The sequence below is a fragment of the Nostoc spongiaeforme FACHB-130 genome, assembly GCF_014698475.1.
GTDB lineage: Bacteria > Cyanobacteriota > Cyanobacteriia > Cyanobacteriales > Nostocaceae > Nostoc_B > Nostoc_B spongiaeforme.
On record NZ_JACJTB010000023.1, the window covers coordinates 1 to 26069 of the forward strand.

The 26069-nt window shown below is 42.1% G+C and carries 21 protein-coding genes; 8 read left to right on the top strand and 13 right to left on the bottom strand.

Translation table 11 applies throughout. The features are described from left to right. Positions 1–165: 165 nt before the first annotated feature. The 8 genes from recG to H6G74_RS17230 all read right to left on the bottom strand — a co-directional run bounded on the left by recG (position 166) and on the right by H6G74_RS17230 (position 10739). Positions 166–2640 (bottom strand): ATP-dependent DNA helicase RecG, encoded by a 2475-nt coding sequence (gene recG, locus H6G74_RS17195; RefSeq protein ID WP_190968827.1) that lies wholly within the window; start codon positions 2638–2640, stop codon positions 166–168. Positions 2641–2749: 109 nt separating this feature from the next. Beyond that, a complete protein-coding gene (locus H6G74_RS17200) occupies positions 2750–3565 on the bottom strand; it encodes a hypothetical protein (protein WP_190968828.1) in 816 nt (271 codons plus the stop codon). Positions 3566–3947: 382 nt separating this feature from the next. Next, positions 3948–4892, bottom strand: coding sequence for a translation elongation factor Ts (gene tsf, locus H6G74_RS17205; protein ID WP_190968829.1), 945 nt, complete (start codon positions 4890–4892; stop codon positions 3948–3950). Positions 4893–5137: 245 nt separating this feature from the next. Further along, a complete protein-coding gene (gene rpsB, locus H6G74_RS17210; protein WP_190968830.1) occupies positions 5138–5935 on the bottom strand; it encodes a 30S ribosomal protein S2 in 798 nt (265 codons plus the stop codon). Positions 5936–6249: 314 nt separating this feature from the next. Beyond that, positions 6250–7047 (bottom strand): FkbM family methyltransferase, encoded by a 798-nt coding sequence (locus H6G74_RS17215; protein WP_190968831.1) that lies wholly within the window; start codon positions 7045–7047, stop codon positions 6250–6252. Positions 7048–7411: 364 nt separating this feature from the next. Beyond that, positions 7412–8293 (bottom strand): hypothetical protein, encoded by an 882-nt coding sequence (locus H6G74_RS17220; RefSeq protein WP_190968832.1) that lies wholly within the window; start codon positions 8291–8293, stop codon positions 7412–7414. A 68-nt stretch (positions 8294–8361) separates the two neighbouring features. After that, positions 8362–8955, bottom strand: coding sequence for a DUF1517 domain-containing protein (locus H6G74_RS17225; RefSeq protein ID WP_190968833.1), 594 nt, complete (start codon positions 8953–8955; stop codon positions 8362–8364). A 218-nt stretch (positions 8956–9173) separates the two neighbouring features. Beyond that, entirely contained in the window at positions 9174–10739 is a 1566-nt protein-coding gene (locus tag H6G74_RS17230; RefSeq protein ID WP_190968834.1) for a pentapeptide repeat-containing protein, read from the bottom strand. A gap of 121 nt (positions 10740–10860) precedes the next feature. Between H6G74_RS17230 and H6G74_RS17235 the strand changes: the two genes are divergently transcribed. From H6G74_RS17235 to H6G74_RS17245, 3 genes are all read left to right on the top strand, one after another. Continuing rightward, a complete protein-coding gene (locus tag H6G74_RS17235) occupies positions 10861–11700 on the top strand; it encodes a prephenate/arogenate dehydrogenase (protein ID WP_190968835.1) in 840 nt (279 codons plus the stop codon). 379 nt (positions 11701–12079) lie between these two features. After that, the gene (locus tag H6G74_RS17240; RefSeq protein WP_190968836.1) at positions 12080–12889 is read left to right on the top strand and encodes a TPM domain-containing protein; all 810 of its coding nucleotides are present in this window, start codon (positions 12080–12082) and stop codon (positions 12887–12889) included. A 120-nt stretch (positions 12890–13009) separates the two neighbouring features. Next, positions 13010–13639, top strand: coding sequence for a precorrin-8X methylmutase (locus H6G74_RS17245; protein ID WP_190968837.1), 630 nt, complete (start codon positions 13010–13012; stop codon positions 13637–13639). 63 nt (positions 13640–13702) lie between these two features. On the opposite strand, the gene H6G74_RS17250 is transcribed toward H6G74_RS17245, so the two are convergent. Next, on the bottom strand, positions 13703–14389 hold the full coding sequence (locus H6G74_RS17250) for a phosphate ABC transporter permease (protein WP_190968838.1): 687 nt from the start codon (positions 14387–14389) through the stop codon (positions 13703–13705). A gap of 95 nt (positions 14390–14484) precedes the next feature. Further along, positions 14485–15321: a 4-hydroxy-tetrahydrodipicolinate reductase gene (gene dapB, locus H6G74_RS17255; protein WP_190968839.1), complete on the bottom strand. Its 837-nt coding sequence runs from the start codon at positions 15319–15321 to the stop codon at positions 14485–14487. 334 nt (positions 15322–15655) lie between these two features. On the opposite strand from dapB, the gene H6G74_RS17260 reads away from it, so the two are divergent. Beyond that, the gene (locus tag H6G74_RS17260; protein ID WP_190589614.1) at positions 15656–15865 is read left to right on the top strand and encodes a capsule biosynthesis protein; all 210 of its coding nucleotides are present in this window, start codon (positions 15656–15658) and stop codon (positions 15863–15865) included. Between the two features lie 41 nt (positions 15866–15906). Here the strand turns inward: H6G74_RS17260 and H6G74_RS17265 are convergent, their stop codons facing one another. Next, positions 15907–17553, bottom strand: coding sequence for a serine/threonine protein kinase (locus H6G74_RS17265; RefSeq protein ID WP_190968840.1), 1647 nt, complete (start codon positions 17551–17553; stop codon positions 15907–15909). Positions 17554–17798: 245 nt separating this feature from the next. After that, on the bottom strand, positions 17799–19565 hold the full coding sequence (argS, locus tag H6G74_RS17270; protein WP_190968841.1) for an arginine--tRNA ligase: 1767 nt from the start codon (positions 19563–19565) through the stop codon (positions 17799–17801). A gap of 248 nt (positions 19566–19813) precedes the next feature. Between argS and H6G74_RS17275 the strand changes: the two genes are divergently transcribed. Continuing rightward, complete coding sequence (locus tag H6G74_RS17275) at positions 19814–20500, top strand: Uma2 family endonuclease (RefSeq protein WP_190968842.1); 687 nt, start codon at positions 19814–19816, stop codon at positions 20498–20500. 131 nt (positions 20501–20631) lie between these two features. Here the strand turns inward: H6G74_RS17275 and H6G74_RS17280 are convergent, their stop codons facing one another. Beyond that, positions 20632–20838, bottom strand: a complete 207-nt coding sequence (locus tag H6G74_RS17280; protein ID WP_190968843.1) for a glycogen debranching protein — start codon at positions 20836–20838, stop codon at positions 20632–20634. 622 nt (positions 20839–21460) lie between these two features. Here H6G74_RS17280 and H6G74_RS31550 point away from each other — a divergent pair. From H6G74_RS31550 to H6G74_RS17295, 3 genes are all read left to right on the top strand, one after another. Then, positions 21461–21682, top strand: a complete 222-nt coding sequence (locus H6G74_RS31550) for a peptidoglycan-binding domain-containing protein (protein ID WP_190968844.1) — start codon at positions 21461–21463, stop codon at positions 21680–21682. A gap of 250 nt (positions 21683–21932) precedes the next feature. Next, on the top strand, positions 21933–24449 hold the full coding sequence (locus H6G74_RS17290) for a hypothetical protein (protein WP_190968845.1): 2517 nt from the start codon (positions 21933–21935) through the stop codon (positions 24447–24449). A gap of 1076 nt (positions 24450–25525) precedes the next feature. Beyond that, the gene (locus H6G74_RS17295) at positions 25526–25987 is read left to right on the top strand and encodes a response regulator (RefSeq protein WP_190968846.1); all 462 of its coding nucleotides are present in this window, start codon (positions 25526–25528) and stop codon (positions 25985–25987) included. Positions 25988–26069 lie beyond the last annotated feature (82 nt).

The following is a 26069-nucleotide window of genomic DNA, read 5'->3' on the forward strand; positions in this document are numbered from 1 at the left end:
CCCCTGGCGACTGTTCGAGTTCTGTCAAAGAGATTTTTGTAGTGACCCGTGCTACATAGCGGTCTATTGTGACCAAGGTTGGGACGGTCTACTACTTCCCTCAATATACAAGGTTGGGTGGAGGAACGGAACCCAACAAAGTTTTGAGGATGTTGGGGTAGGTAGTTAAGTTAAAATAGCGCCTCCCATTAATCTGTCATACCGATATTTCAACTCTTCTTTCATCAAATACCAGCGTTCTAAGGTAACATCAATCTCGATAACTTTCTCTGCTGCTTGCCGCGCTAGTAGTAATACTTCTTCATCTTCAACTAAACTTGCTAAAGTAAAATCTGGCACACCCGATTGTCTAGTTCCCAACACTTCACCAGGGCCACGAAAACGCATATCCATTTCCGAAATGAAGAAGCCATCCTGTGATTGTTCCAAGACCTTCAATCGTTGTTGAGCATCAGGGCTTCTAGAACTACTCATCAACAAACAATAAGACTGAGCCGCACCCCGTCCTACACGCCCCCGTAGTTGGTGTAGTTGAGATAAACCAAATCGCTCTGCATTTTCTATGAGCATTACAGTAGCATTGGGTACGTCTACACCAACTTCAACTACTGTGGTAGACACCAAAATTTGGGTTTTGTTATCTCTAAATTTGGTAATTGCTTCGTCTTTCTCGGCGGAACTCATACGCCCGTGGAGTAACCCGACTTGAAATTCGGGAAAGACGGTTTCTTGTAACTTTTGATGCTCATCTACTGCCGATCGCAAGTCTAATTTCTCAGATTCTTCCACTAAAGGCAACACCACATAAGTTTGCCGACCTTGGGCAACTTCCCGGCGGATGAGGTCGTAAGCATGAGAACGCTGCTGGCTTGTCAAGGCTGTGGTTTGAATTTTCTGCCGTCCTGGTGGTAATTCATCAATTTGGCTGACATCCAAATCTCCGTGAATTGTCAAGGCTAATGTCCGGGGAATGGGAGTCGCAGTCATTGTTAAGACATGGGGTTGTTCGCCTTTTTGTTGTAGTAACGCCCGTTGTTTGACCCCAAAGCGATGTTGTTCATCAATGACTACCAAACCCAAGCGGTGAAAGTTTACCGGGTCTTGAATTAAGGCGTGAGTTCCCACTAACAAGGGTAATTGCCCTGTGGCTAACAATGAATGAATTTCTCGGCGTTTGGCAGTTTTGGTGGAACCTGTGAGCAGTTCCACAGGCAAATGTAATAAATTAAACCAGCTAACTAATTTACGATAATGCTGTTCTGCCAAAACTTCTGTCGGAGCCATCAAGGCGGCTTGGTAGCCAGATTGAATCGCCGCTAAAATTGCTACCACAGCCACGACGGTTTTACCAGAACCAACATCGCCCTGTACTAGACGATTCATGGGTGTGGTTTTTTGCAAATCATTCAAAATATCATTCAGGACTCGTTGTTGTGCGCCAGTGAGGTGAAAGGGTAAGATTTCGTAGAATTTGGCAATTAATTGCCCTTTAGGCGCAAGTACGGCACTGGTTTGAATGGCTTTGGCTTGTTGCTGACGTTGGAGTAAGCCGAGTTGCAGGTAGAAAAACTCATCAAAAACCAGACGACGACGGGCAGCTTGTAAAGTATCACTATCAGAGGGAAAGTGAATATTAGCGATCGCATCTTTCAATTCCATCAAATTATACTTTTCTCGCAAACCCTTGGGCAGTGGGTCTTTGAGAGCAGCCGCAGCAGGTAAAGCCGCAATCACGGCTTGGCGCATCATATTCGCCATTATCCCTTCAGTTAAGGCATAAATTGGCACTACCCGCCCAATAGTCAAGGACTCGATGGTGTCTCCTGGATTTGCCAAAACTTCTAGTTCTGGGTTATCCAACGTCAAGCCGTATTTACTTTCTTTTACCAATCCACAAGCCGCCACCACACTACCAACTGGGTAACGGCGTTTCATACTTTCTTGCCAACCACGGCTAGTAAACCGCGCCCCCGCCGAAAAGCGACCGACTTTAATTTGTCCGGTATTATCTTTGAGTACCAGTTCTAAAATTGATAATTTTTGATTTTTCGGGCTAGTGAAACAATTGCAACGCTTCACACTAGCCACAATAGTGACTGTTTCACCCGCCTGTAACTCGCGGATATTGACTTGACGCGCATAGTCAATGTGGTCACGGGGATAGTAAAACAGCAAGTCTCGCACCGTATACAAACGCAAAGCCTCTAATTTATCAGCTTTGCGAATACCTATTTCTGGCAAGTCGCTGAGTTTTTGGTCAATTCTGGGTGCTAGTCTGCGACTAACTTCATTCACCACAGGCGTAGAATTAGGAATTTTCGCTTTATAATTTCTTCCCTGCTTCTCTAATTCTTCTGGGTCTTCTAGTTGTTTTTGCAGTTGGTCAAGATACCTGCGAGTGGTAGCAATTAAGTTTTGTCTGTCTTTGACTGCCAAATTAGGATAGTCGGCAAATTTTGTTGCTAATTCTTGCCAACGGCGACGCTCAATAGCAGGCAAAGCCGCCGGAAATTTCCCAAAAGTCAAGCTGAGAAATTCACTAAAGCGGTATTGTCTGCCCATCAAGTCTGTAAAGTTATGTTCTGCTTCTACAGCCAAGGCTTTATGTAAGCGTATCCAATCTGGTGTGTCATTAGTCATTGGTTATTTGTCATTAGTCATTGGTCATTGGTCATTGGTCATTGGTTATTTGTCATTGGTCATTAATATTTATACAAATGACAAATGACGAAGAACACATGACAAATCACTAATCCTCATACCAACTTGAGCGCCAAGCGGCTTCGGCTTCAGCAATTGAACGTTCCCGTTGCTTCTTTTGATATTCTCGGCCGAGTTTTTGGAGTTGTACTAAGATATTCCGAATTTGTTTGCGGCTGGATGCTAGGGTTGCGTCGGCAAATTCAATTTCTCCGAGTCGCAGATTAATTGTCATAATCTGTGTCAAACTCGATTCTTCCTCATCTTGCTCGTTGTCAATTTCAATGACCAAGTTGAGAAGATTTGGCGGCCCTGGCATAACTTCGGCGGCGGCTTCTGAGGCGGCGGCTGCTGCTTCTAAAATTGGTTCTGGGACTTTTTTGGGCAGAATATCAGCTTGTTGCAACAATACATTTGTATCATGAGAAACTTTTTTGAGCGTCTGTTGTGTTAATTCTTCCAAGCGATTTTGCCATTTGGCTATTTCTAAAGGGTTAGAAGAATCAGGAGGATTGAGTTTTGGGTTCTCAGTCACCACCTCTTTTTCTGCCTCGTTTCCCTCATTTTCATCTTCTGTAACTATTTCACCATTCATATAGGTGATTAATTCTTCAGATAACTGTTTTCCGAGTTTGCGGATGGCTTGTTGCAATTTCTGACGTTGATTCAACGACAACTTTAAAAAGTTTTCGGGATACCCCTGAGTACACAGATGGTAACTTGCCAGAATCAACTGCTTCCGCACAGCTTCACCTAAGAGGGTGAGATAAACAGTATAAGCACTTTGGAGTTCTGCTGCGATCGCACGTATCGCTTCTTCCAGCATTGCCAAATCCCGTTCAATTCGCTCAATTGCTCTCGCCATATCTTTTCTTAATTGCCCATCATCCAATTTTAGATTTGAGATTTGAGATTTTGGATTGAGAATTGCTCTATGTATCTAGCTTCTATCAATCATTTTCTAAATTGGTAAGCTAAACCACATCTAGTTTGCCTAACGAAAATGCCAATAACTCTTGTGGGGTGGGCATACTTCGACAAGCTCAGTACAAGTCTTGCCGCCCTAAATTATGCAATTTAAATGTGTAACAGCTTATTAGCATTATCATGGTACAAATGTACGCAGTTATCTTCTAATAATAAAATACAGGTCAGCTTAGTGTAAAACTGACCTGTCTTAAAAAAGTTATTGGTCATTGGTTATGAACAAATGACCAATGACCAATAACTAATGACTAAAAATCAAATTACTTCGCCCCGATTTGAGCAGCAACTTCATCCGCAAAGTTAGTTTCTTGTTTTTCAATACCTTCGCCGAGGATGTAGCGCACAAAACGGCTAACTTGAACTTCTGCGCCGACTTTAGCCTTAACTTGCTTGACCAATTCTTCTACAGAAATACTTTGGTCGCGGATATAAGGCTGATCGAGCAAAGTCATTTCTTTTAGACGTTTTTCAATTCGTCCTTGAACAATCTTTTCTCGAATGTTCTCTGGTTTGTTTGCCAAATCATCCTTGCCCATTTCGATGTCTTTTTCTTTTTGGACAACATCAGCAGGGATTTGGTCTACGCTGACATACTCAACGTTGGGACAAGCTGCAACTTGCATAGCAGCATTCCGTGCCAAGGCTTGGAACTCTTCGTTAGCTGCTGCTGACTCAGAGGCAGATTCTAGCTCAACTAATACACCAACACGACCGCCAGTGTGAATATAGCTATCTACTAGCCCGGTTTTACCATCTGCTACTGCAAAGTTGACAAAACGACGTACTTGGATATTTTCACCTAGTGTAGCAATGCTTTGCTTGATGAATTCATCTACAGTAACGCTGTTATTTTCAATGTAAGGTTGAGCCAGTAAAGACTCAACACTCTCAGCAGTGGCGGCTTGCTGTGCTAGGCTCTTAACCAAAGATTTAAAAGCTTCATTGCGAGCAACGAAATCTGTTTGGCAGTTAACTTCTATTAGTACACCTACTTTGCCATCAGCCTGAATGTAGGTGTCTACTAGACCTTCAGCTGCAATGCGATCGCTTTTTTTGCCTGCAGAAGTGATTCCTTTTTTACGTAGCCAATCTATCGCTTGTTCGATGTCGCCGTCAGTTTCTTTCAGCGCCTTCTTACAGTCCATCATGCCGGCACCAGTTTTTTGGCGTAGCTCTTGGACGAGTTTTGCAGATATTTCCGCCATGTTGCCTCAATTCCTAACTTGACCTAGAGTTTTTATCGCTTACGGGCGTTGAGTATTTCTATCTTACTCAGAAAGTGAAGACACTCTGAAGTCTGAAAATTTATTCAATAGAATTCAGGAGTCAGTACTCAGAATTCAGAATAAATGCTGTGAACAGTAGGATATGAATAACTCGAACTGAATTCCAGCCTTTGTTATTCTGGCTCCTGAATTCTGACTTCTGAAGTCTATTCCATTTTCATACTTTATTCGTCTTCGTCTTCGTCATCAGGAATCAACGAGTCTGAGTAATCACTTTCGTCGTAATCGTAATCTTCCTCAGCGCCTTCGTAATCGTCGTATTCTTCTTCTACATCCAGTTGGCCATGACGACCTTCATAAATTGCATCTGCCAACTTGCCAACTATTAGCTTAATGGATCTAATAGCATCATCATTTGCAGGGATAGGAATATCAACTACATCTGGGTCGCAGTTGGTATCCAACATAGACACAATGGGAATTGACAGTTTTTGACATTCTTGAACTGCGTTATATTCCCGGCGTTGGTCTACAATTATCACCACATCAGGGACTTTCCGCATGGTTTTAATCCCACCCAGGTATTTTTGTAGCTTCGCCATTTCCCGACGCAGCATCGAAGCTTCTTTTTTTGGCAACAAATCTAAAGCACCGTTTTCTTCCCGGCGTTCTAAATCCTTCAGCCTTTCTACCCGTGTTTTAATAGTTGACCAGTTGGTGAGCATTCCACCCAACCAACGCTGGTTAATATAGTGAGCGCCACAACGAGATGCTTCTTGAGCAATGATTCCTGCTGCTTGACGCTTAGTACCAACAAACAAGAATTTCTTACCTTGCTCCGCTTGGGTTCTCATGTAGCTATAAGCATCTTCCATCAACTGGGCTGTTTGCACCAAGTCGATGATATGTACACCATTGCGGGCAGTATAAATGTACGGAGACATTTTTGGGTTCCAGCGACGGGTTTGATGCCCAAAGTGAACCCCTGACTCCATCATTTGAGCCAATGAAACGACTGGCATATATTCTTAACTCCTATTCGGGTTAAACCTCCACCCAGGTGTATTTTCCCAAGAGAAAACACCCGAACTCCTGGATGTGCGGAATTTAGACAACTCTACTAGGGTAACACATCTTTTGATGCGATCGTGCAACATCAAAAAGCTCTGATAACCCAGATTCTCAATTGCCTCAACCATGAACCCAGCCTAATTCCAAAATTCAGCCAAAAGATGGCAGAAACGTAACCACCAAAGGACTAGTGGGCTAACGTAGGGTTCAGCAGTTTGCGAAGTATAGCTCCTTGGTAGTCCCGCAAATCCACTGGAATAATTTGTTAGGGCTTGCTTTTAGCAATACTAAGCCTTTGACAATATTTACTAGCAACAACAATACCATCAGGTTGCTCCTTAGTATCAGAGTTACTATATTCGATAACGTAATTTTCTTGTGTCAATATATTTACACATTCATCATGAAGTTTTGCCCCATGAGTGCCAATCAAGAAAGTTTTGATATTTCCTGTTTTTAAGCTATGTCGCGCACCGTGCAAGACATCTACTTCTAAGCCTTGAACGTCCATTTGACAAAAGTCAACAGGCCTTCTAATCTCCTTGCATAAACCATCTAAAGTTTTTGTCTTTATTGTCTGTGTGGTATTAGATGTTTCCCTATCAACTTGAGCTACAAAAGCTTTTAAAAAGCCCCTTACCAGAGAATACAAATTTTGTGGTTGTTTGTTCGTGCAAATCATGCTTCCATATCCACTGTCGAGAAATTCAGCCTTACCCTTTGATGAAGCTATGCCTTCTGTATGGATTATGAAATCACTTTGTTTTAGTCCGTTAAGGACTATGTTCTCATTAAAAAACAATCTATGCCGTTCTAAGGGTTCTATTGCATGAATAGTGAGGTCTGGAGCTAATTTTTTAGCCAAAAGTGAATAGTATCCTATTGCACATCCAATGTTGACAAAACAGCCATCTGCGGGAATGGATTTAATAATTTCGATAAAAATATCTTCTTCTTCAGCCTCATGGACGTTACGTTTCTTGTAACGTTCTCGCTGAACTGAAATCAGATGGTCGTCGTACACTTTAATTTTATTGTCAAATGTATGGATATTTCTGGTCATATTGTTGTAACTCTTCTACTCTCTCTAAAGGCTGCTCGCAGCAATTAAGATAATTTCTTCTGTCGCTAACCCGATTGGGACACGACCACTTATCTCATACAATGCAAGCATAGATAATCGTGATTAAATACGTTGGTACACAAAAATTGTCATCGTAGCAACATCATGATTTAGAAAAACTCACCCTTCTTGGGCTGCCCATGTTAAAACGGTTAGTCATAGACTTCATCTGGTTTTTACTTTATAGAGTGGCAAAAGCCTTGCGATCGCCTAGTTTTAAATGCAAAAGTGTATTATGAGTAATATTAAGCCTTAAAAATATAGGGGCATGTAATTGCCCCCAAGCTACTGAACTTAAAATTAATTAACGCCGTCTACTACCAAAACCACCACTACGGCTGGGAGTCCGACTGCGGCCACCACTACCAAAACTACTACCGGAATTACGTCTAGTAGTACTCGATTTACCTGATGGTTGCAGTTCACTAGCGCCATAACCAGAACCACTAGGACGATTTGTGGTTCTTGTTGGGGTGGTAGTGCGGACGTTAGAACCACTAGGATAGGTGTTTCTAATATTGCCAGTGGTACGGAAGGCTGTACGGTTTCTTACTGCTGCGGGTGGTGCATTATAGCGGCTGCGGTAACTACTAACTGCTTGGTCATAGCTAGAACCATAACCACCAAAACCAGTTAATCCGCCTGGTTGATAAACAGGAGGTACATAATATTGGGGTCTAAATAACAGACTACCAATTGCTTGACCTGCTATACTCCCAGCCAGAGAACCAGCAAAGGGCGACCAAAAACTGTTTTCCTGTCGAACGACAACTGTTTCTTGTCGTCCCGTTTGGGGGTTAGTTTGGGTTTGAGTTACGTTGTGGACGTACTCAATTTTGAAGTCTTCTGTAAGGTATAAAGCTGGCTGGCCTTTTTCTACTTTCAGGTAAGATTTTTTACCTGCTTTAATTTCGTCATCGGTCAACCTGGCCATTTGCAAGTTTTCGGTTGTAAAGGTGGGAGGTGTGCTGTTTAGTAAAAACAGTGTATATTCTCCCGTTCCATCGTCATAAGTAGCCTGTTGTACTTGATACTGTCCATCACTTAATTTGGTGGCAGTAGAAGTTTGGCTAACATTCCGGCCCGTAGGAGTAGTTTGCTCTCCACCGCCGCAGGCAACAGTTGTTATACACAAACTCAAGGCTAAAACAACAACTGTAAATTTACGTAATATGGTCATGATCATTGCAGTATTGTCTTATCTCCGAGCTTAACAACTTCTTAAAATGGTTGGTGTGTGGACAACCCAACAACTTACAAAGGTATCAATTCTGGGTAATATTGCAACAATTCATCGTTGTTCAATTCATCACCTAACTGCGCTGGCGAAAAATGTACTTGAATGGCTCTGAATTTGTGTTTGTAGTGCAGATTGATGAGGGCTTTTAACCCTTCTTTGAGGGCGTGAATATTCGATAGGTCGGCTTCTAACTCTGGAACTTCGCCTTCAAAGGCTACGGTAATCATCACCACAACATTGCGTGTCACTGGAATAGATAAAGGTTCATCAAAGCCAGAAGGAGAATCCCAATCAATATCAGCACCGTATCTTTCGGCCGAGTCAGTAAATAACTCGTTGATATAATCACCTGCTTCGCCTTCACTCCAAAATACATCGCCTTCGTTGGCAGCAGACATCCAATCTTGATCGTAGCGCAGAAGCGTTTCGCTCAGTTCGACTAATGATTCGCCTAAAACCTGCATATCGCCTTCAGAATCGATCGCATCTCTCGCACCACGATTTAACACGCCTAAAATTGGCGCAACATCTGACCCACCCAAGTGAATAAATAACCGACAGACTACATATCTAGTCCGACCAACCATTTTGTTAAAGGTATCACGCATTTGCTACCTCCAAAAATTCGTTTCTGGTAAAACCTGAGATTTTCTGATCAAAACAGAATTCAGGAGCCAGGAGTCAGAAGTCAGTATAAGTTCAGCAGTACCGTCTTGATGATGTCCTTGATGAGTGGCTGCATCCAGCCGCAGAACAGATGAATAAATAAATTTAAACCACCCACTTTCTGATTCTGACTTCTAAATTCTGATTCCTGAATTTTCCTTTAATCATTGATATAGTGAAAGCTTTTGAGGAAATCTACAACTATATTTAACGAAAGTGATGCAATTGTGGCAGTATCAGAGGATTTATCTGCTAAAAATGCGGCATCGAGTTGCGAGGTATGAATAAATTTTTTCCCAAAGTAGGGGTTATCATATACTGTCAGGGTTTGGGCGCTGGTATTGGTTAAGATTGTTTGCGTAGGCGCTCGAAAGAAATTTAATTTTGCTGCTAGTTCCAGATTTTTTTTCATTTGCCGAATTGTCTGCGCCTGACTAATAGCTTCTTCGATGAGTGTGGTCAGTGGCTTCACCCGATGGGATATTTTGATGTCTAATTCAGGTACATCTTTTTTATGCAAAATCTCTACCACTTGATAAATGCTTTTGTGCGTATTAGTAGCATCTCTAAAGGGGAGAATTGCCAAACAGGCTGTAGGTAATAAAGCTTCATCGCTATCTACTCGGAAGGTGAATACAGTCCGGCGACGGCCAATTTCCATACTGGGGGGTTGTTTGATGATGCGATATTCTTGAGCAATGTGGAAATAAGCACCCGCAAGGGCAAAGTTAGCTTCTGGTTCTAAGGCTGCATCGACGATAATTCTAATGGTTGGGGGGGTTTCGTTAAAAAATTCCCGTGGGTCGTCGGCTTCAAATTTTTGGATGATCGAGCGATCGCCTTTTGGACTAAGATCAACCCATTCACAAATCATTCCTTCTGTTTTTAACCCAAACCGAGAGGCAGAATGCAGTTTTGCCCCGGTTAAGGTTGCGCCTGTTAAATCAGCACCAACCCATTCGGCTTTAATTAATGTCGCCTCTGTTAAGTTGGCATGGACAAAACTTGTATTGGTTAAATTAGCATTGCTCAAGTTTGCCCCCATCAAAGTCGCCCCACTCAATTTTGCACCACTTAAATCAGCCCAACTGAGGTTTGCGCCACTCAAATCAGCCCAACGCAGGTTTGCGCCACTTAAATCAGCCCCACTGAGGTTAGCATGGGTGAGATTTGCCTGTTTAAATTCTGCATCACGTAAGTTAGCACCACTGAGGTCGCTACGGTGTAAGTCGGCGGCGTTTAAGTTCGCCATTTCTAAGTTCGCCCCAGCTAAGGTACAACCTTTTAAAATTGTTTCATGCAAGTTAGCACGACGAAGGTTGGCTTTACGCAGGGTGGCTTCACGTAAGTCAGCATTACTGAGATTAGCTTCAAATAAGTCAGCGCGACTCAGGTCTGCCCGAATTAACTCCGCACGTACTAAAGAAGCACCACGCAATTGAGCGCGGCTGAGGTCAGAACGAATCAAGTTTGCCACATTCAAACTAGCGTGATTCATGATTGTACCCACGAAATTCACGCCACTCAGTCGGGCGACATTCAACTTAGCATGGCTCAAATTAGCCTCGCTGAGATTTGCCCCACTGAGATTAACGACACTCAAATTAGCATGACTCAGGTTGATACCATTGAGTTTGACACCACTCAGGTTCGCTTCGCCAAGTTCGACTCCGCTAAAATCTGTAACCCCTGCTGCGTATTGTTCGAGTAATTCCTCTACAGTCATTGATGCTACCCATAAATATTAAGTAAAAAGTTAAAAGTCAAAAGGCAAAAGAATTAAAGTTATTTCCTTAGTTGGTAAAGTATGCAGAATATACGTAAAAAATACGCAGTCTAAATCAAGTATGAATATTGGTATTTTGGGTTTGGGATTGATAGGCGGTTCTTTGGGTTATGATTTGCGATCGCAAGGTCATCATCTCTTGGGGGTCAGTCGCCGGGAATCTACCTGTCAAACAGCTGTAGCCCTTGGCAGTGTGGATGAGGCATCTGTGGAAATGAGTTTGTTAACAGCCGCAGACGTAATTTTTATTTGTACGCCTATCGCCCTTATTGTTCCCCAAGTTGAACAGTTAATTACACATCTTTCTCCCGCTACGATTATTACTGATGTGGGTTCGGTGAAAGCACCTATAGTCGAGGCAATTTCACCGATGTGGGAACGGTTTGTGGGCGGTCATCCAATGGCGGGAACGGCAGATAGTGGTATAGAAGCGGCGCAAAAAAATTTATTTGTTGATAGACCTTACGTACTCACACCAGATACCCATACACCCCAAGATGCGATCGCTATTTTAGAGGAGATTGTGCGATCGCTGGGCGCAAAAATTTACCACTGTCAACCAGCCCAACATGACCACGCTGTTAGTTGGATTTCCCATTTACCTGTAATGGTGAGTGCTGCTTTAATTACTGCTTGTATGGGTGAAACTGACCCCGCAGTTTTACAATTAGCGCAAAATTTAGCTAGTTCTGGGTTCCGCGATACCAGCAGAGTCGGTGGTGGAAACCCTGAGTTGGGAGTGATGATGGCAAAATATAATCGCCAAGCCTTGTTGAGTTCATTACAACAATATCGCCACAACATTGATGAAGTTATTAACTTGATTGAACAAGAAGATTGGAACACCTTAGAAGCAAAGTTGCAGTCAACCCAACAAGCAAGACCTTTGTTTACCGAGTAAGCAGGAACTTGAATTTTCGCATTCCAAAGCACTGAACCAACAAACAGCGATCGCTATCATGGTCTATGAGGAGAAGGACTAAATTAAACCTAACTGAAGATTACCGGGTTTCGACACCTCGGCAAGCTCAGTGCATCGCTTCGCTCAACCCTCGTCTAGTCGAGTATTTTTCTTTTTCCCCCCGCCCCCTGCACCCTGCACCCCTGCCTCATTTCCTACTCCCCACTCCCCACTCCCTACTCCCCACCCCTGACTTCCCACTTTTCCTCGACCCTAATATTAGAGTAAAGTAAACAAGTGTAAAGAAGTATCACTTTTCTCTCCTACTTTTTAAAACAACTTGTTCACTTTTAGTGTTGATATTTGTATAAGAGCATCCATGCAGTCTTGTTTTTGGCGACGAATTCTAGTATCTATTGGCATATTTTTAGTGGCTGGGTCAATTTGGTTAACAAATCCTTCCGCAGCACTGGCTTATGACAATCCTGATTTATTACCGAACTTCCAAACTCCGGTTATTGACTTAGCGAAAACGCTTACTGATATTCAAGAAGACAAGCTAGTTTCAGATATCAAGCAATTTGAAACCGATACTGGCTGGAAACTGCGAGTATTAACTCAGTACGATCGCACCCCTGGTCGAGCAGTGATCAATTATTGGGGTTTAGATGATAAAAGTATCCTGCTAGTTGCTGATTCGCGTGGCGGTAACATTCTCAGCTTTAGTGTGGGCGATGCCGTTTATGAGCTTTTACCCCGGACATTTTGGATAGAATTACAAACTCGTTTTGGTAACTTGTACTTTGTGCGGGAACAAGGCGAAGACCAAGCAATTTTACAAGCCCTAGACTCAGTTAAAGGCTGCTTACTCAAAGGCGGTTGTAACGTTGTACCTGGACTACCTAGAGAACAGTGGATTCTCACCCTAGTGACCTCAGTCATTGGTGGGATAATTTGTGGATTTGCCGCCCAACCCCGCAATGACAAACAAATTGTTGCTTGGCAATGGGCGTTAATTTTCTCGCCATTATGGGGAATTTTGTTTATCGCCTTCGGTATTGGGCCAGTAGTAACGCGCACTAGTGATTGGCTACCCCTAGTCCGAAATATTTCTGGCTTTTTCATTGGTGCTTTAGTGGCTTACCTGTCCCCTGTGTTCAGTCGTCCTTCTTCGAGTGCGGAGTTGTGATTGCTGAATGAGTGCTGAGTATTGAATTCAGACTTTAAACTTCAGACTTCAAACTTCAAATGACTCAGCACTCACTCTTAGCTGATAAGCTGAAAGCTGGTATATCGGCGCTGAATAGTGATGGAATGGCACGTAACTGATGCTCAAAGTTTAGCAATCATCGATAGTGAAATTGGCGATCATGTCTTTTCACCCGCAGAGTATGAAATTGTGCGGCGGGTGATATACGCCACTGCTGACTTTGAATATAAATCTTTAATTCGGTTTTCGGAACATGCTTTACAAGCTGGTGCAGCAGCATTAGCAGCACGCACCACAATTGTAGTAGATGTCCCAATGGTACAGGTAGGTATTGCTTCCGACATCCAAAGCACGTTCGCTAACCCAGTCTATTGCAGCATGGAAACTGTCACACGTCCGCAAAAGGAAAAAACACTGGCAGCATGGGGAATTGAAACTCTTGCCAAGCGTTATCCAGAGGGCATTTTTGTAGTTGGTCAGGCGCAAACAGCACTAACAGCACTAATAGATTTGATTGAAGCGGAAGAAATTCGCCCAGCTTTAATCATTGCGACTCCAGTCGGATTTATTGATGTAGATACTGATAAAAGCCGCCTGCAAGATTCTTTAGTTCCTTATATTACTATTGAAAGTCGCAAAGGAAATGCCGTTGTTGCTGCTGCTGTTGTTGATGGACTGGTGGATTTGGCTTGGCAAGCTTACGGACAGAATGCGAGTCGGGGAAATTAGGTAAGTTAAAAGTAAAAATGCAAAAGGAAAAAAACAGTTTTTGACTTTTAATTTTTAACTTTTTTAATCTTCATACTTCCGCCGCCGTCGCCGTGGTCTATCTTGTTGGTCTTCGCGGATGCGGCGGCTGGTTTCTGAAAAGAAGTCTCGGCGGAGATAGGGATAATCGTTAACCCAGATGTCGCGGTTGGGAATGTAAACATCGCTGAAATCTTCAATGGTGCCTAAATCGGCACGATTGGACATAACAATCATTTCTGCTATTTGACCACGGGCGATCGCTTTATGATAAGGCCGCAGAGGTGCATCTAACTCAACACTAAACCCTGTATCATCACCAACCTCTAGATTTATGCGTTTCTCGCGGTTTTCAACAATTACCAATTCGCCTTTGCTGTTGACAGTTTCTTGTTTACCAATCAATCTATCTGTAATCCACCAATCTAATATTCGTCCCCGGAAAAAGCCACTGTACTTATAACGACGACATTTGGCATTTCGCACACTGGCTTGAAACACTGGGTACCACAGCCAAAACATCGCCCCAAGAACCCCCAAGAAAAATAGGATGGGGCCAAAATCCAGCCCAAACAGGGCTTTTACTAGTAAAATCACAACTACAGAAACTACCGAAACTAATAGTCGCTGTAAAAAATTAGAAAATTTCCCCCAGTAGTACTTGTACTGCTGACCAGTAGCAATGAGGGGGATAATTTGTTCAAATTTCTGGCGAGTCAGTGGAACAAGCATGGGTGCTGGGTGTTGAGTGCTAGTTTTTAACAAGGAGTCAGAATTCAGGAGTCAGAATATTCTGCATTCTGAATTCTGCATTCTGAATTCTTCTTTTAAAGTATCTTTTCTAAACCATACACTAACGACTTTAACTGTGAGACTTTGCGAATTGCCAGTAATACACCGGGCATATAGCAGGCGCGATCGCTTGTATCATGGCGTAAGGTATAAATTTGACCAGCCGCACCAAAAATTACTTCTTGATGAGCGATTAATCCTGGCAAGCGTACACTATGAATTCTAATCCCTTCATCAGCGAGGCTACCTCTAGCTCCTGGTATTTTCTCGGTTTCATGGACAATTGCCGGGTTAAAAGTTTTACCCATCTCTGCTAGTAACTGAGCAGTTTGAATTGCTGTACCACTGGGTGCATCAGCTTTTTGGTTGTGGTGCAACTCGATAATTTCTACATGGTCAAAATATTGCGATGCGGTGACGGCGGCTTGTTGGAGTAACACCATCCCAATTGAGAAATTAGGAATAATCAAGCAACCAGTACTAGCTTTTTCGGCAAAGTCGGCTAAATCTTGAATTTGTTCGGGGCTTAAGCCTGTAGTTCCGACAACCGGACGAATCCCATAGGCGATCGCACTCCGTACATTGTCATACACTGAATCAGGGTGGGTAAAGTCTACTATGACTCCTGGTGGTAGCTGTCGCTCACCCGCCACGTACCCCAACATCGGTTCTAATTGGTCAGTAATTGGTACTTCTAAAGGTTCACTTAAACCAGCAAGTTCCCCAGCATCTTTACCTTGAAGTTCGGGGTTACGGTCAATTGCACCCATCAGAGTTAAATCAGGTGCTTGGGCGACTGCTTTGACTACCTCACGACCCATTTTGCCAGCAGCACCGTTAATAATCACCGGAATCGGAGTTTGATTTGTCATAAGTCAATGGTCAATGGTCAATTATTCATTGTCCATAGTGACATGAAAGCAGTACTCATATAGCAGTACTCATATAGCAGAAGGCAGGAGGTAAAAGTTTTATTATTTCTGCTATTCAAGCTTTCAAGGACTTATGCACAAAGGTTATCTGTGAAGAATGGGTGTAGGGTTTTGAGGGTTTTGAACACCTGCACCCCTATGGGGAAGTCAAAATTCAATAGTCAGAGAATTTTTGACTTTGAACTTTTTACTTTTGACTTGATTTTGCCCTTACACTCTTGCCAAGTTTCGGTTTTGTTGCAGTAAACTAATACCATCTTTTGAGGAGTGCATTATGGCAAACCAAAAATTGATGCAATTACTTTCTTTTGGTTTTATTAGTTTTTGCTTTTGTTTTGGCTTGGGAATTGGTGTTTTCATTCGTTTTGGACAGTTGCAACCATCTAACGCTGCGACTACATCTGAACCCCCCCAGATATTACCCTTTGTTATCCCTGCCCCTACACCGTCACCAGATGATAGCGTTTTTACCTTAAACCCTTAAGTAGAGTGCTGAGTCAAAATCCTTGTGTTCACAACTGGTACTTAGTTACTAGTGTTACTTTCTGTTGTTGACTTTTCATCTTTTGGGGATGGGCTGTCAGGAGCAGAATTTTGCTTATTTTCTACAGTTGGGACAACTACAGCCGAAGAATCTGGGCTTTTTGATTCTGTGGTAGGTGGTGGTACTGGTATCACCACAGGATTCGATCGCTTGCCTGATGGATTGGGTGTAGTTGGATTGGTGGTGGCAGGTGGGGTATTATTTGGCGATCGCTTGCCTGCACTTTCCCGATTAACTTCTCGATTAGAACGATAAGCTCTCAGTTTATCTACTAATGATGGTGTCGGTGAAGTATTTGGTGTAACAGATGCTTGTTCGGGATTTTGCTGAGACGAAGTTTCGGAGTTGGTGGCAGCAGTATTTTCGGCGCTGGGGTTGCTGTTGGTTGTGGTTTGTGGTTTAGGTTCTGTGCGGTTTTGTCGGCGACGTTTGGGAATATAGGCTGATTCGGTTGCCGTGGTTGTTTGAGTATTTTTGTTAGTGTTATTTGCTTCCGCCGTTGACTGTGAACCCTCGGTATTAGAATTATTGTCTCTTGATTGTGTGACTGGGTTAGTAAACAGTGGTGTGGCAGATGAATTTGGCTTGGTATGGGAGGACAATAAATTAGTGATGCCAAACCCCGCACTTGCGGCAAATAAAGCCACAGTTACACCAACTAAGGCTTTAGAATCTGCGAGTGTTTTGGTCAAGGCGGCGATTGGATTTTTGAAGCGATATTCCTTGTGTTTCTTACCAAAAACCCCCCGTCCTGGCTGCATTGATAAATCAACGGTAGCAACTGTATTAGTTGCCACACTTTGCAGAACACCATTGCTCACACTACTTGGTAATAGTTGTAACCATTCTGCCACGGTTGACGGACGAAAACGGGAATCAACCGCCATACCGCGCATCACAGCTTGATTGACGGCTGCACTCAGATGGGGTTGTAATTCTTTGGGAGATGCCATTTTTTCGCGATCGCGCAATAATGCTGGCATGGGAACCTGTGCTGTTAACAAAGCATACAAGGTTGCTGCCAAACCATAAACATCTGTAGCCGGGGTGCGCGGCGCTTGTGTCAAGTATTGTTCAATGGGTGCGTAGCCTTCGGAAACTATGCCGGTGTGAGTTTGTTTCACACCGCTATTAAATTCTCGTGAAATCCCAAAATCAATTAATATGACTTCTTGAGTGCCTTGGCGGAGAATGATATTATCTGGTTTGATGTCGCGGTGTAGCAAACCATTATTGTGGACTACTTGTAAAGCTGCCCCAATTTGGCGGATGTAGTGAATGGCTGTGGCTTCCGGTAAGGGTATCCCTGGTAGGACAAAAGCATTGCCCAAAGTTTCCCCAGGAATGTATTCCATCACCATGTAGGGTAGACCATCTTCAATAAAAAAGTCACTTACCCGCACAATATTGGGATGGATACAAGTAGCTAGTCTTCTAGCTTCATCTTGGAATTGGCGCTCGAACTTGGCAAAATCTGGATGTTGCCGCAAGCGTTCGTTAATAGTTTTCACCACTACATCTTGACCTAAGTAGTGATGTGTAGCTTTAAAGGTAATACCAAAGCCACCATGTCCGATTTCTTGGGTGAGGGTATATTTTCCACCCTGCAAAATTTTGCCTGCTAACATAGATGTTCTGCGTTTTGAGTCCTAAATCCTGAATGAGCAGATATATGCCACCCGAAATTGAACAGCCTCCACCTCATTGCCACCGCTTAATCTTTTTCATGATACAGTAGGCTCACACATTGCATCTTGAAAATTAGGTGAAGGAAAGCAAGTTGGTAAGAAAAACACTGACTTGTCAAGGTAGTTATTTGTCACTTGTCCTTAGTCATTCGTTGTTCTTTCCTACTCAACACTTCCTTTTTAACTTACATTCTTTCTAAGACTTGAATTCCCAACAGAGATAATCCGAGTTTTAAGGTTCTGGCGGTTAAATCGCACAATACTAAACGGGATGTACGCTGTGGTTCTTCCGCATCTAATACCCTAACTCCATGATTGCGATCGTAGAACACATTAAACTTTTTACTCAACTCGTACAGATATTCACATAAACGATTTGGTAACAAGTCTTGTTCCACAGTACTAATCACTTCGCCCAATTGCAGTAAATACTTGGCAAGGGCAAATTCCGTTTCATGCTCTAATACAAGTTTTGCTTGATATCCTAATTCTTCAAAGTTAATTCCACCCTTACGACTAATACCTTGAATCCGAGCGTAGGCGTAAAGCATATAAGGCGCGGTATTACCTTTGAGATCCAGCATTTTGTCATAGCTGAAGATGTAGTTACTGGTGCGGTTTTGGCTTAAGTCGGCATACTTAACGGCGCTAATACCAATAATTTGGGCAACATGAGCAATAAATTCTGTTGTTTCTGTACGCTCATCTGCTTGTAATCTCTTTTCTAAGTCAGCACGAGCGCGGATGATTGCTTCATCCAGTAAATCTCGTAACCGGACAGTATCTCCAGAACGGGTTTTGAATTTTTTGCCATCTTCCCCTAACACTAAACCAAAGGGAACATGCACTAGTTCAACATCATCAGGAATCCAGCCGGCTTTGCGTGCGACTTGGAAAAATTGAGCAAAGTGGTTGCTTTGTCCCGCATCGGTTACATAAATGATGCGTTTGGCTGCATCTTGTTGAATGCGGTAGCGCAATGCAGCTAAATCTGTGGTGGCGTAGTTATAACCACCATCAGTTTTCTGCACAATTAAAGGTAACGGTTCACCTTCTCTGTTGGTATAGCCTTCTAAGAAAACAACTTTTGCGCCTTGGTCTTCTACAAGTAAGCCAGAGTCGGCTAAATCTTCCACAATTTTGGGTAATAAGGGGTTGTAAAAAGATTCGCCGCGTTCATTTAAATGGATATCCAGCAAGTCATAAATAACTTGAAATTCTTTGCGGGATTGTTCACACAGCAGTTTCCACGCATGAATTGTATCTTCTGCGCCTGCTTGTAATCTCACGACTTCTTGGCGTGCTGTTTCTTGGAAGGTTTCATCAGCATCAAAACGCTGTTTTGCTTGGCGGTAAAAGCTGACTAAATCGCCGATATCTAAGGCGTTGGCGGTGGTTAACGCTTGGGGGTAAACTTCTCGCAGGTAAGTGATGAGCATTCCGAATTGCGTACCCCAATCACCCACATGATTTAACCGCAAAACATCATGTCCGCGAAATTCCAAAATCCGGGCGATAGAATCACCAATAATGGTGGAACGCAAATGTCCGACGTGCATTTCTTTAGCAATATTCGGACTGGAAAAATCAACAATTTCTCGCTGTGGCGTTTTCGCTGGGGGAACACCTAACCGGGAGTCGGCGTGAATTGCTTTGAGTTGTGCTTCTAGGTAAGCTGTTTTAAGTCTGAGATTGATAAAACCGGGGCCAGCAATTTCTGGTGGTTCGCAGATTTGGGCAACATCTAACTTGTCAACTATAGCAGCAGCGATCGCTCTTGGTTGCTGTCCTAATTTTTTACTCAGGGATAAAGCCACATTCGCTTGATAATCACCAAATTTCGGATTACCCGCAGGTACTAAAATTGGGTCTACTGTGGCGTATTCATCGCCAAAAGCAGCTACCATTGCCTGCTCAAATTTGATTTTTAATTGTTCTTGTGTAGCATTCATATATAAATGTTATCTGTGACAGGCAAGACGCGACTGCGGAGACCTGGATTTCTCTCTTGTGAGAAATCCAGGGGTGTGGGAAGGGTGGGAGGATAGTGAAGAAATCTTTCCCCCCACACTCCCCACACTCCCCTCTCTCCCCACACCCGCTACCCATACGTGAGAAATTCGGGTGAGAGTGAGGTATTCTCAAAGGCTTGATTATTTTAACCTTAAAATATAATCACCTAATTTAACTGAGGATTTTCATGGTACAGTACAACCCCCTCAGCTGCCTTCCGTCCTCGGCAGAATTACCCGACTCTGATGATACGCCAGTGGATAACGAACTACAAAACCTGATTCCCAATTTACTAGAAGCTATTTTAGCTTTAGTCTGGAGTCAACGCACCGATTGGTTTTTCGGCGTTGATATGGGGATTTATTATGCACCCGACACTCCGCAATTAGTACCTGATGGGTTTCTCAGCATAGGTGTAGAACGTTTTATTGGTGAAGAGGGACGTTTAAGCTATGTTCTCTGGGAAGAAGATGGTATTGTTCCTATTTTTGCCTTAGAAGTTGTTTCACAAACCTACGGCGGCGAATACGAAAAGAAAAAAATCGACTACGCGAAGTTAGGCATTTTATATTATGCAATTTACGTCCCCAACCGGAGATATCGGCGTAAACGAGAACCTTTAGAAGTTTATCGTTTAGAAAATAGTGAATACATCTTACAACCAGGTTCACGGGTGTGGATGCCAGAAATTAATTTAGCACTTGGCAGAGAACGCGGTACTTATCTGGGAAGGACGCGCGAGTGGTTATATTGGTATGACGAAGTTGGACAGAGATTACCTACACCAGAGGAGTTATTGCAGCAAGAAAAGGAACGTGCTGAGAGACTAGCACAAAGGTTGCGGGAGTTGGGCATTAATCCAGATGAGATTTAAAGATGGTTCAGGGATGTAGGGGTATAAGTGTATAAATGAGCAAAACCCTTACCCCCTGTCTCAACAAGCAGACTTTCTGCGTCAGCCGTGATTCTCACTAGCCTCTAGCTCCTAACCTCTAACCTCTCGCCTCAATTGAGTTTCAAAGCATTAACTGGTACTTCATCCCAAGAATCAACTATCCGTAATCTAGCTATCCAACCATCTGCTTTTTGTTGCTCTGTCAAATTTTTTTCAAACGAATCATGACAATCTTTGGCTTGAGACTCATTACAACAAGCAATGCAGGCATATATCATACCCGATGGATCAATTTGCTCATTTACCCAAATAGTCATGGCGTATCCTCTCGAAAGCTATACATCAACAAGGCATTTGGTCATTTTAGAATACTAGCAAAGCTAAAAACTCATTCATTATGGGGCTGATGCCAAAAATTTATCCATCTTAAGTTTTTTAACCTAGTTTTTTATTCTGATCGCTGAGTTAGCTTTAAAGTCTGCTACTAGTGGTTCGTCTAATTAGTTGTAAGAAGTCGGGGATCTAGCAACACATCAAAAATTAAGCATAAATAAACAGACTATCTGGAATTGCTAAAAGGCTTGTGGTATCAATATTTTTTCTTTTTACTTTTGACTTTTGACTTTTGCCTTGTTGTATTAGCTTCATCAATTGCAATATGTTACACCATACATTTCTTGCGTAATTTAACTGATGACATTCGCTGATTAGCGAACAAAAATATACTTAATTTCTTGAGATGAAATTCCAAATCAATTCACAATATCAAATCTATATCGAGTAATTTTGATGAGATTTGATGGGTGGATTTGGAATTGGACATCAGTCAAAATTTGTGATTAATAAATTATTTTTTCAATTTCTGGAATAGGGAGATAAAAAATATCATTAGTCATAAATATTTGACAAAAACTTCAGATTTGAAACTTAGGAGAGAAAATGTCTTATCCAGGTTATTTTTTGCAACAAGGCTGTGAAACCGCAGATGTATATATGGTGCAACAAACTTTGCAAGCATTAGGTTATTCGATAGCGGCTGATGGTTCATTTGGCCCGATGACAGAAAATGCTGTCCGACACTTTCAAATGTCTAATGGTCTGGTGGCTGATGGTGTTGTTGGCCCTAATACTTGGTATGCGTTAATGAACCAAGGCTGCTAAATAACTAGGATTTTTTCACAAAGAACTAGAGAGGTGATGTACCTTTATTCTGATTTTGGCAGCACAATAAAAAATAAAAGGTAAAGCATTTACTGTGGCAAATATAGATATTAGTGTCATCGTTGCGGTGGCACTAATATTTGTGATGTTTTGAAGACGGATGCTTGTGATGAAGTAGAAGAAATGCAGAGTATATAAAAACATAAAAATCGCTCATACAAATATAGCTTAGTCAAGGAATATCCAAATAATGGTTCATACAAATGGACAACCTTCAGTATCAGCAAAATCGCAATTAGATATAGCACTTGATGTTTATGAGGAAGCTTTAATTGCATTAGAAGAAGCGCCTTTACAAGCAACATTTGACCAAAAAGTGACTGTATTAGTAGCGCGTGATGGGGTAGAGAAGAAGAGGCAAATTGATCAAAACCCTACTGGTAGTAGTTACGCAAGATTATTAAGTTTAGATGAGCGCCTGAAAGCACAAGCCAAAGTGCTGAGTGAAGATGATGAATTAGCACAATGGAAAGATAGCTTAAATGCACCGCCGAATATGTGGTGGTGGCATTTAAAATATCCGTTAGCGATGTCACCAATCCAAGTGGCAAAACGCTATCAACAAGCTATCTCTGCATTGTCAGCGTCGCTTCCCCATCCGACTCAAGAACAAATTTTAGAAGTATTACTAGCACGGGACGCAATTGAAACTTCCCGTGATAATCAACCTTTACCAGAGCATATCGCTAAAATTGTCATTGATTTAGATGAGAGTTTGCGATCGCTCGCCGATGTAATTACTAAAGATGGTAAATTAGAGTACTGGAAAAAAAGCTTAAGTAAAACTACACCTAATACTTGGTGGTGGGAACTTAGCGACACTGAACCACTACCAGCACAAGCAATTCAACGTTACGAAGCTGCTTTGCAAGTGATGGAATCTCCCCCACATGCGAATTCGGAAGAACTCTTAGAAGTACTACTAGCAAGAGACGCAGTGGAAAAAGCTTGGAATAAGCAACAACAACCACCACGTCATTTAACCGAAAAAATCATTGAATTAGACAAGCGGTTAAAAGCGCAATCTTGGTCTTTTGCTAACGATGATATTGTTGATGAATGGAAAAATAACCTGAAACCACCCGAAATGAGTTGGTGGTGGTCTTTTACCCGTTCTGTTCCGTTACCGAATGAAGCGATCGCACGTTACGAGAAAACAGTTGAGATCGTTGAAACTAGTAAACCGCCTTCTTCTGATCAACTTTTAGAAACGCTCTTGGCGCGTGATGGAGTAGAAGAAGCTCTAGAACAAGCATATCGAAATAAACCCGTTCCTGAAAAACTAGCAAGACAACTCATTGCTTTAGACAACAAATTAAAACAATATCGCCTTGATTTCAACAAAGATAACCAAATCAGGCAATGGAAAGATAGCTTAAAACGCCAAAATCGCTGGTGGTGGGAACTCAAACCTGCGATCGTCGGTTCGGAAGAAGAACCAGGGACACGCCGTGACTGGTTACTCAATACTTTGGCTGTACTTTGTCTAGGTGTTGGCGCGGCGTTTACAGCCTATAGCAGCCAAGTATTTTTCCAGAAAGTCGAAGGACAAGAAACTCAACAAGCCGACTTATCACAAAATATGGCGGCGGTATTGCAAGTTATTGGTTTAGGCGCAGGTGGCGCAGCAGCTTTGACTAGTGGTGGTCGAAAAACCCTCGAAAAACTCTTTACTAACTTACAGTTACCTCCCACCAAACAAGCACCTACAGCCTTAGCGATCGCGGCTGGTATGACAGCTATTACAGGTTCTGTGGCTGCATCATTACCCGCCTGGGGAAAAATTTATATCGCTCAAGGACAAGGATACTTACAAAATACTAATTGGCTGAAAGCTCAAGATAGTTTTCTTCAGGCCAAAAAATTCATCAATAGTGACGAAGACAAAGCAAAAGTAGAAATTGGTTTAGGAGATTCTGCGGAACATTTAGGAGATATAGTAAAAGCGAAAGAATATTACAAAAAAGCAGCAGCTCTGGACAATATTGAAGGTATGACTCGTTATGCGCGACTCAGTATGGTTGATTTCTTTCTCAAAAATCCACCTGATTCCAGGATTCAACCTTCAATCACGGATGAAAACCTCAGACAAGCTCATCTGTTTAACCAACGTGCTTCGCTAAAAATCTTCAAATTGTTGGCTAAAAATGAGCAAACCCCCGAAAAAATCAACAAAGAGTTATTGAATTTGACGCAACTAGCTCGCACAAATGGCGCAATCATCGCCGCAGTTAAAGATTTAATGGTATCACCAAAAGACAACGCTGTTTTTCAAGATGAAGAATATCGTCAGCGTTATTGGACTGAAGGTGTAGCAGGTTTATTCAAGTCCAATTTAGATGAGTTAAACTATCTGAAAATTTCTGACAAGGATGCTCTGAAGATTCGAGCTTTGTGTTTTGCACACATCACAACCGAGCAGATGAAATATACAGAAAATATTCAGAATGTTCCCGAAGCACTCACAAGTCTAGTACCGGAGATGATGACTACATCTCCCGATGCTCCTAATTGCTATGATGATAAAGCTTTGAGTGTCTATGATTTTTCGTTGATTGAAGCTTTGGCAAAAATATATAAGATGCCGAAATTCAAAGTTGCTGTGACAAATAATAATCAGCCACCGCAGACAAATACTGCGCCAACCCCAGAAGCAGAAGCTTATAATCAAAATCCGCCAACTCCTGAGACTCAGCCGCAATATTAAATGTAGGGGTGTAAGGGTTTTGAAGAAATAGACCTTTGCACCCTTTAAACTTTAAGGGACAAGGCGGACAAGGGAGACAAGGAAGATAGAGCTAAAGAATGACGAACTATAGGACTCATATTTGATTTATGAAAAAAACCAGTACACCCAGGTCAGGCTTTTTTCCTACTCCCTACTCCCCATTCCCTACTCCCAGCCTACACAACTAGATTCGGAAATCAAATCGGATTCCTATATGAATCCAACATAGTGTCAAAGTTTCATGATAGCCACGGTTAGATGTACTCTGGATATTCACCACTGTGTTGTAGTTCTCAATACCTTGGTGAATTAGATTGATGGCTGAGTGTTATTCATACTGAGTGAGATAACATATTGCTACTGTTAAGTGTGCTGAATGATTCCATTGTGAATTTATTGAACTACATTGATAGAATCTGGGAATTAAGTTTTCAATTGCTTTCATGGGTTGTTATATCTGATTTATCCGGTTCATTATGTATTAATAGTCAAATTTTTCTTTTATCAATGAAATTAAATTGTGAGATGCAGGTATGAGTGAACTTATGCGAACTCACAAATCGAGATTTTGAGTTTTTCTACTGTGAATATTGAATAAACAATATTTGATAATTTCTGGAGATCAGGTACAAAATATTCTTTGACTAACTCGGATAGCCGTAAGAGTATGATTGATGTTTTGTAGCGAATTAATAGCGATCGCTCCCAACATTACCGAGTAACTATACTTATGAGTTTGTATCTTTAACTGTGATAGCGATCGCCTCAAGATAGACCATAATCTAAATTAGATTTTTTTATATCAAATTATGATAAGCTTTTCCCAAAAAATTATGTAATTTTGCGTATAATCGAGAAGTGTCTGCTCAACCTATAAAAGTCTGTCAATTTGAGATTTTAGATTTGAGATTGTAGATAGACTGTACTCATAACTCAACTTGCAAAAAATCATCTAAACACTAATTCTCAATTCCCTCCATCCTATCCCTTGTGGGATGGCTCGTCTGCAAAATCACAAGAGACGATAAATCCCCATTGATTTTTCTGGAGAAAAGATGTATCTAGCACATTCATTAATCAGTGATAGCAAGCAGCAGCACTCTCAGCAGCCTTTAATTTTGGCAGTGGAAGATAATGATGATAATCTTTTGCTGATTAGTTATGCTCTTGAGTCACTTGGCTGTCAATTCATCTGTCAATCAGACAGTTCCTCAACATTTTTGGTAGCTAAAGAGTATCAGCCAGACTTGATCATGTTAGATATTTTGTTACCTAGCCTCAGTGGAATTGAAGTTATACATTATCTCAAGGAAGATCCCCTAACTTGTAAAATTCCCGTACTCGCAGTGACGGCTTTAGCCACTAGAGAAGACAAAGAACGCATTCTCAAGGCTGGATTTGATGACTACATTAGCAAGCCATTTTTGATTGAAGATTTAGAAACTGTAGTTCGCCGTCTTTTGAGGGGAAAACTAGAGCCTTGTTCCAATGATGAGCGACTAGAGGCGAGGGAATAGGAAAACAAGGCTGAAGGAAGGCTAAATCATAACTCAGCACTTACACTTCGACTCCGCTCAGTGTAAGCCACTCAGCACTCAG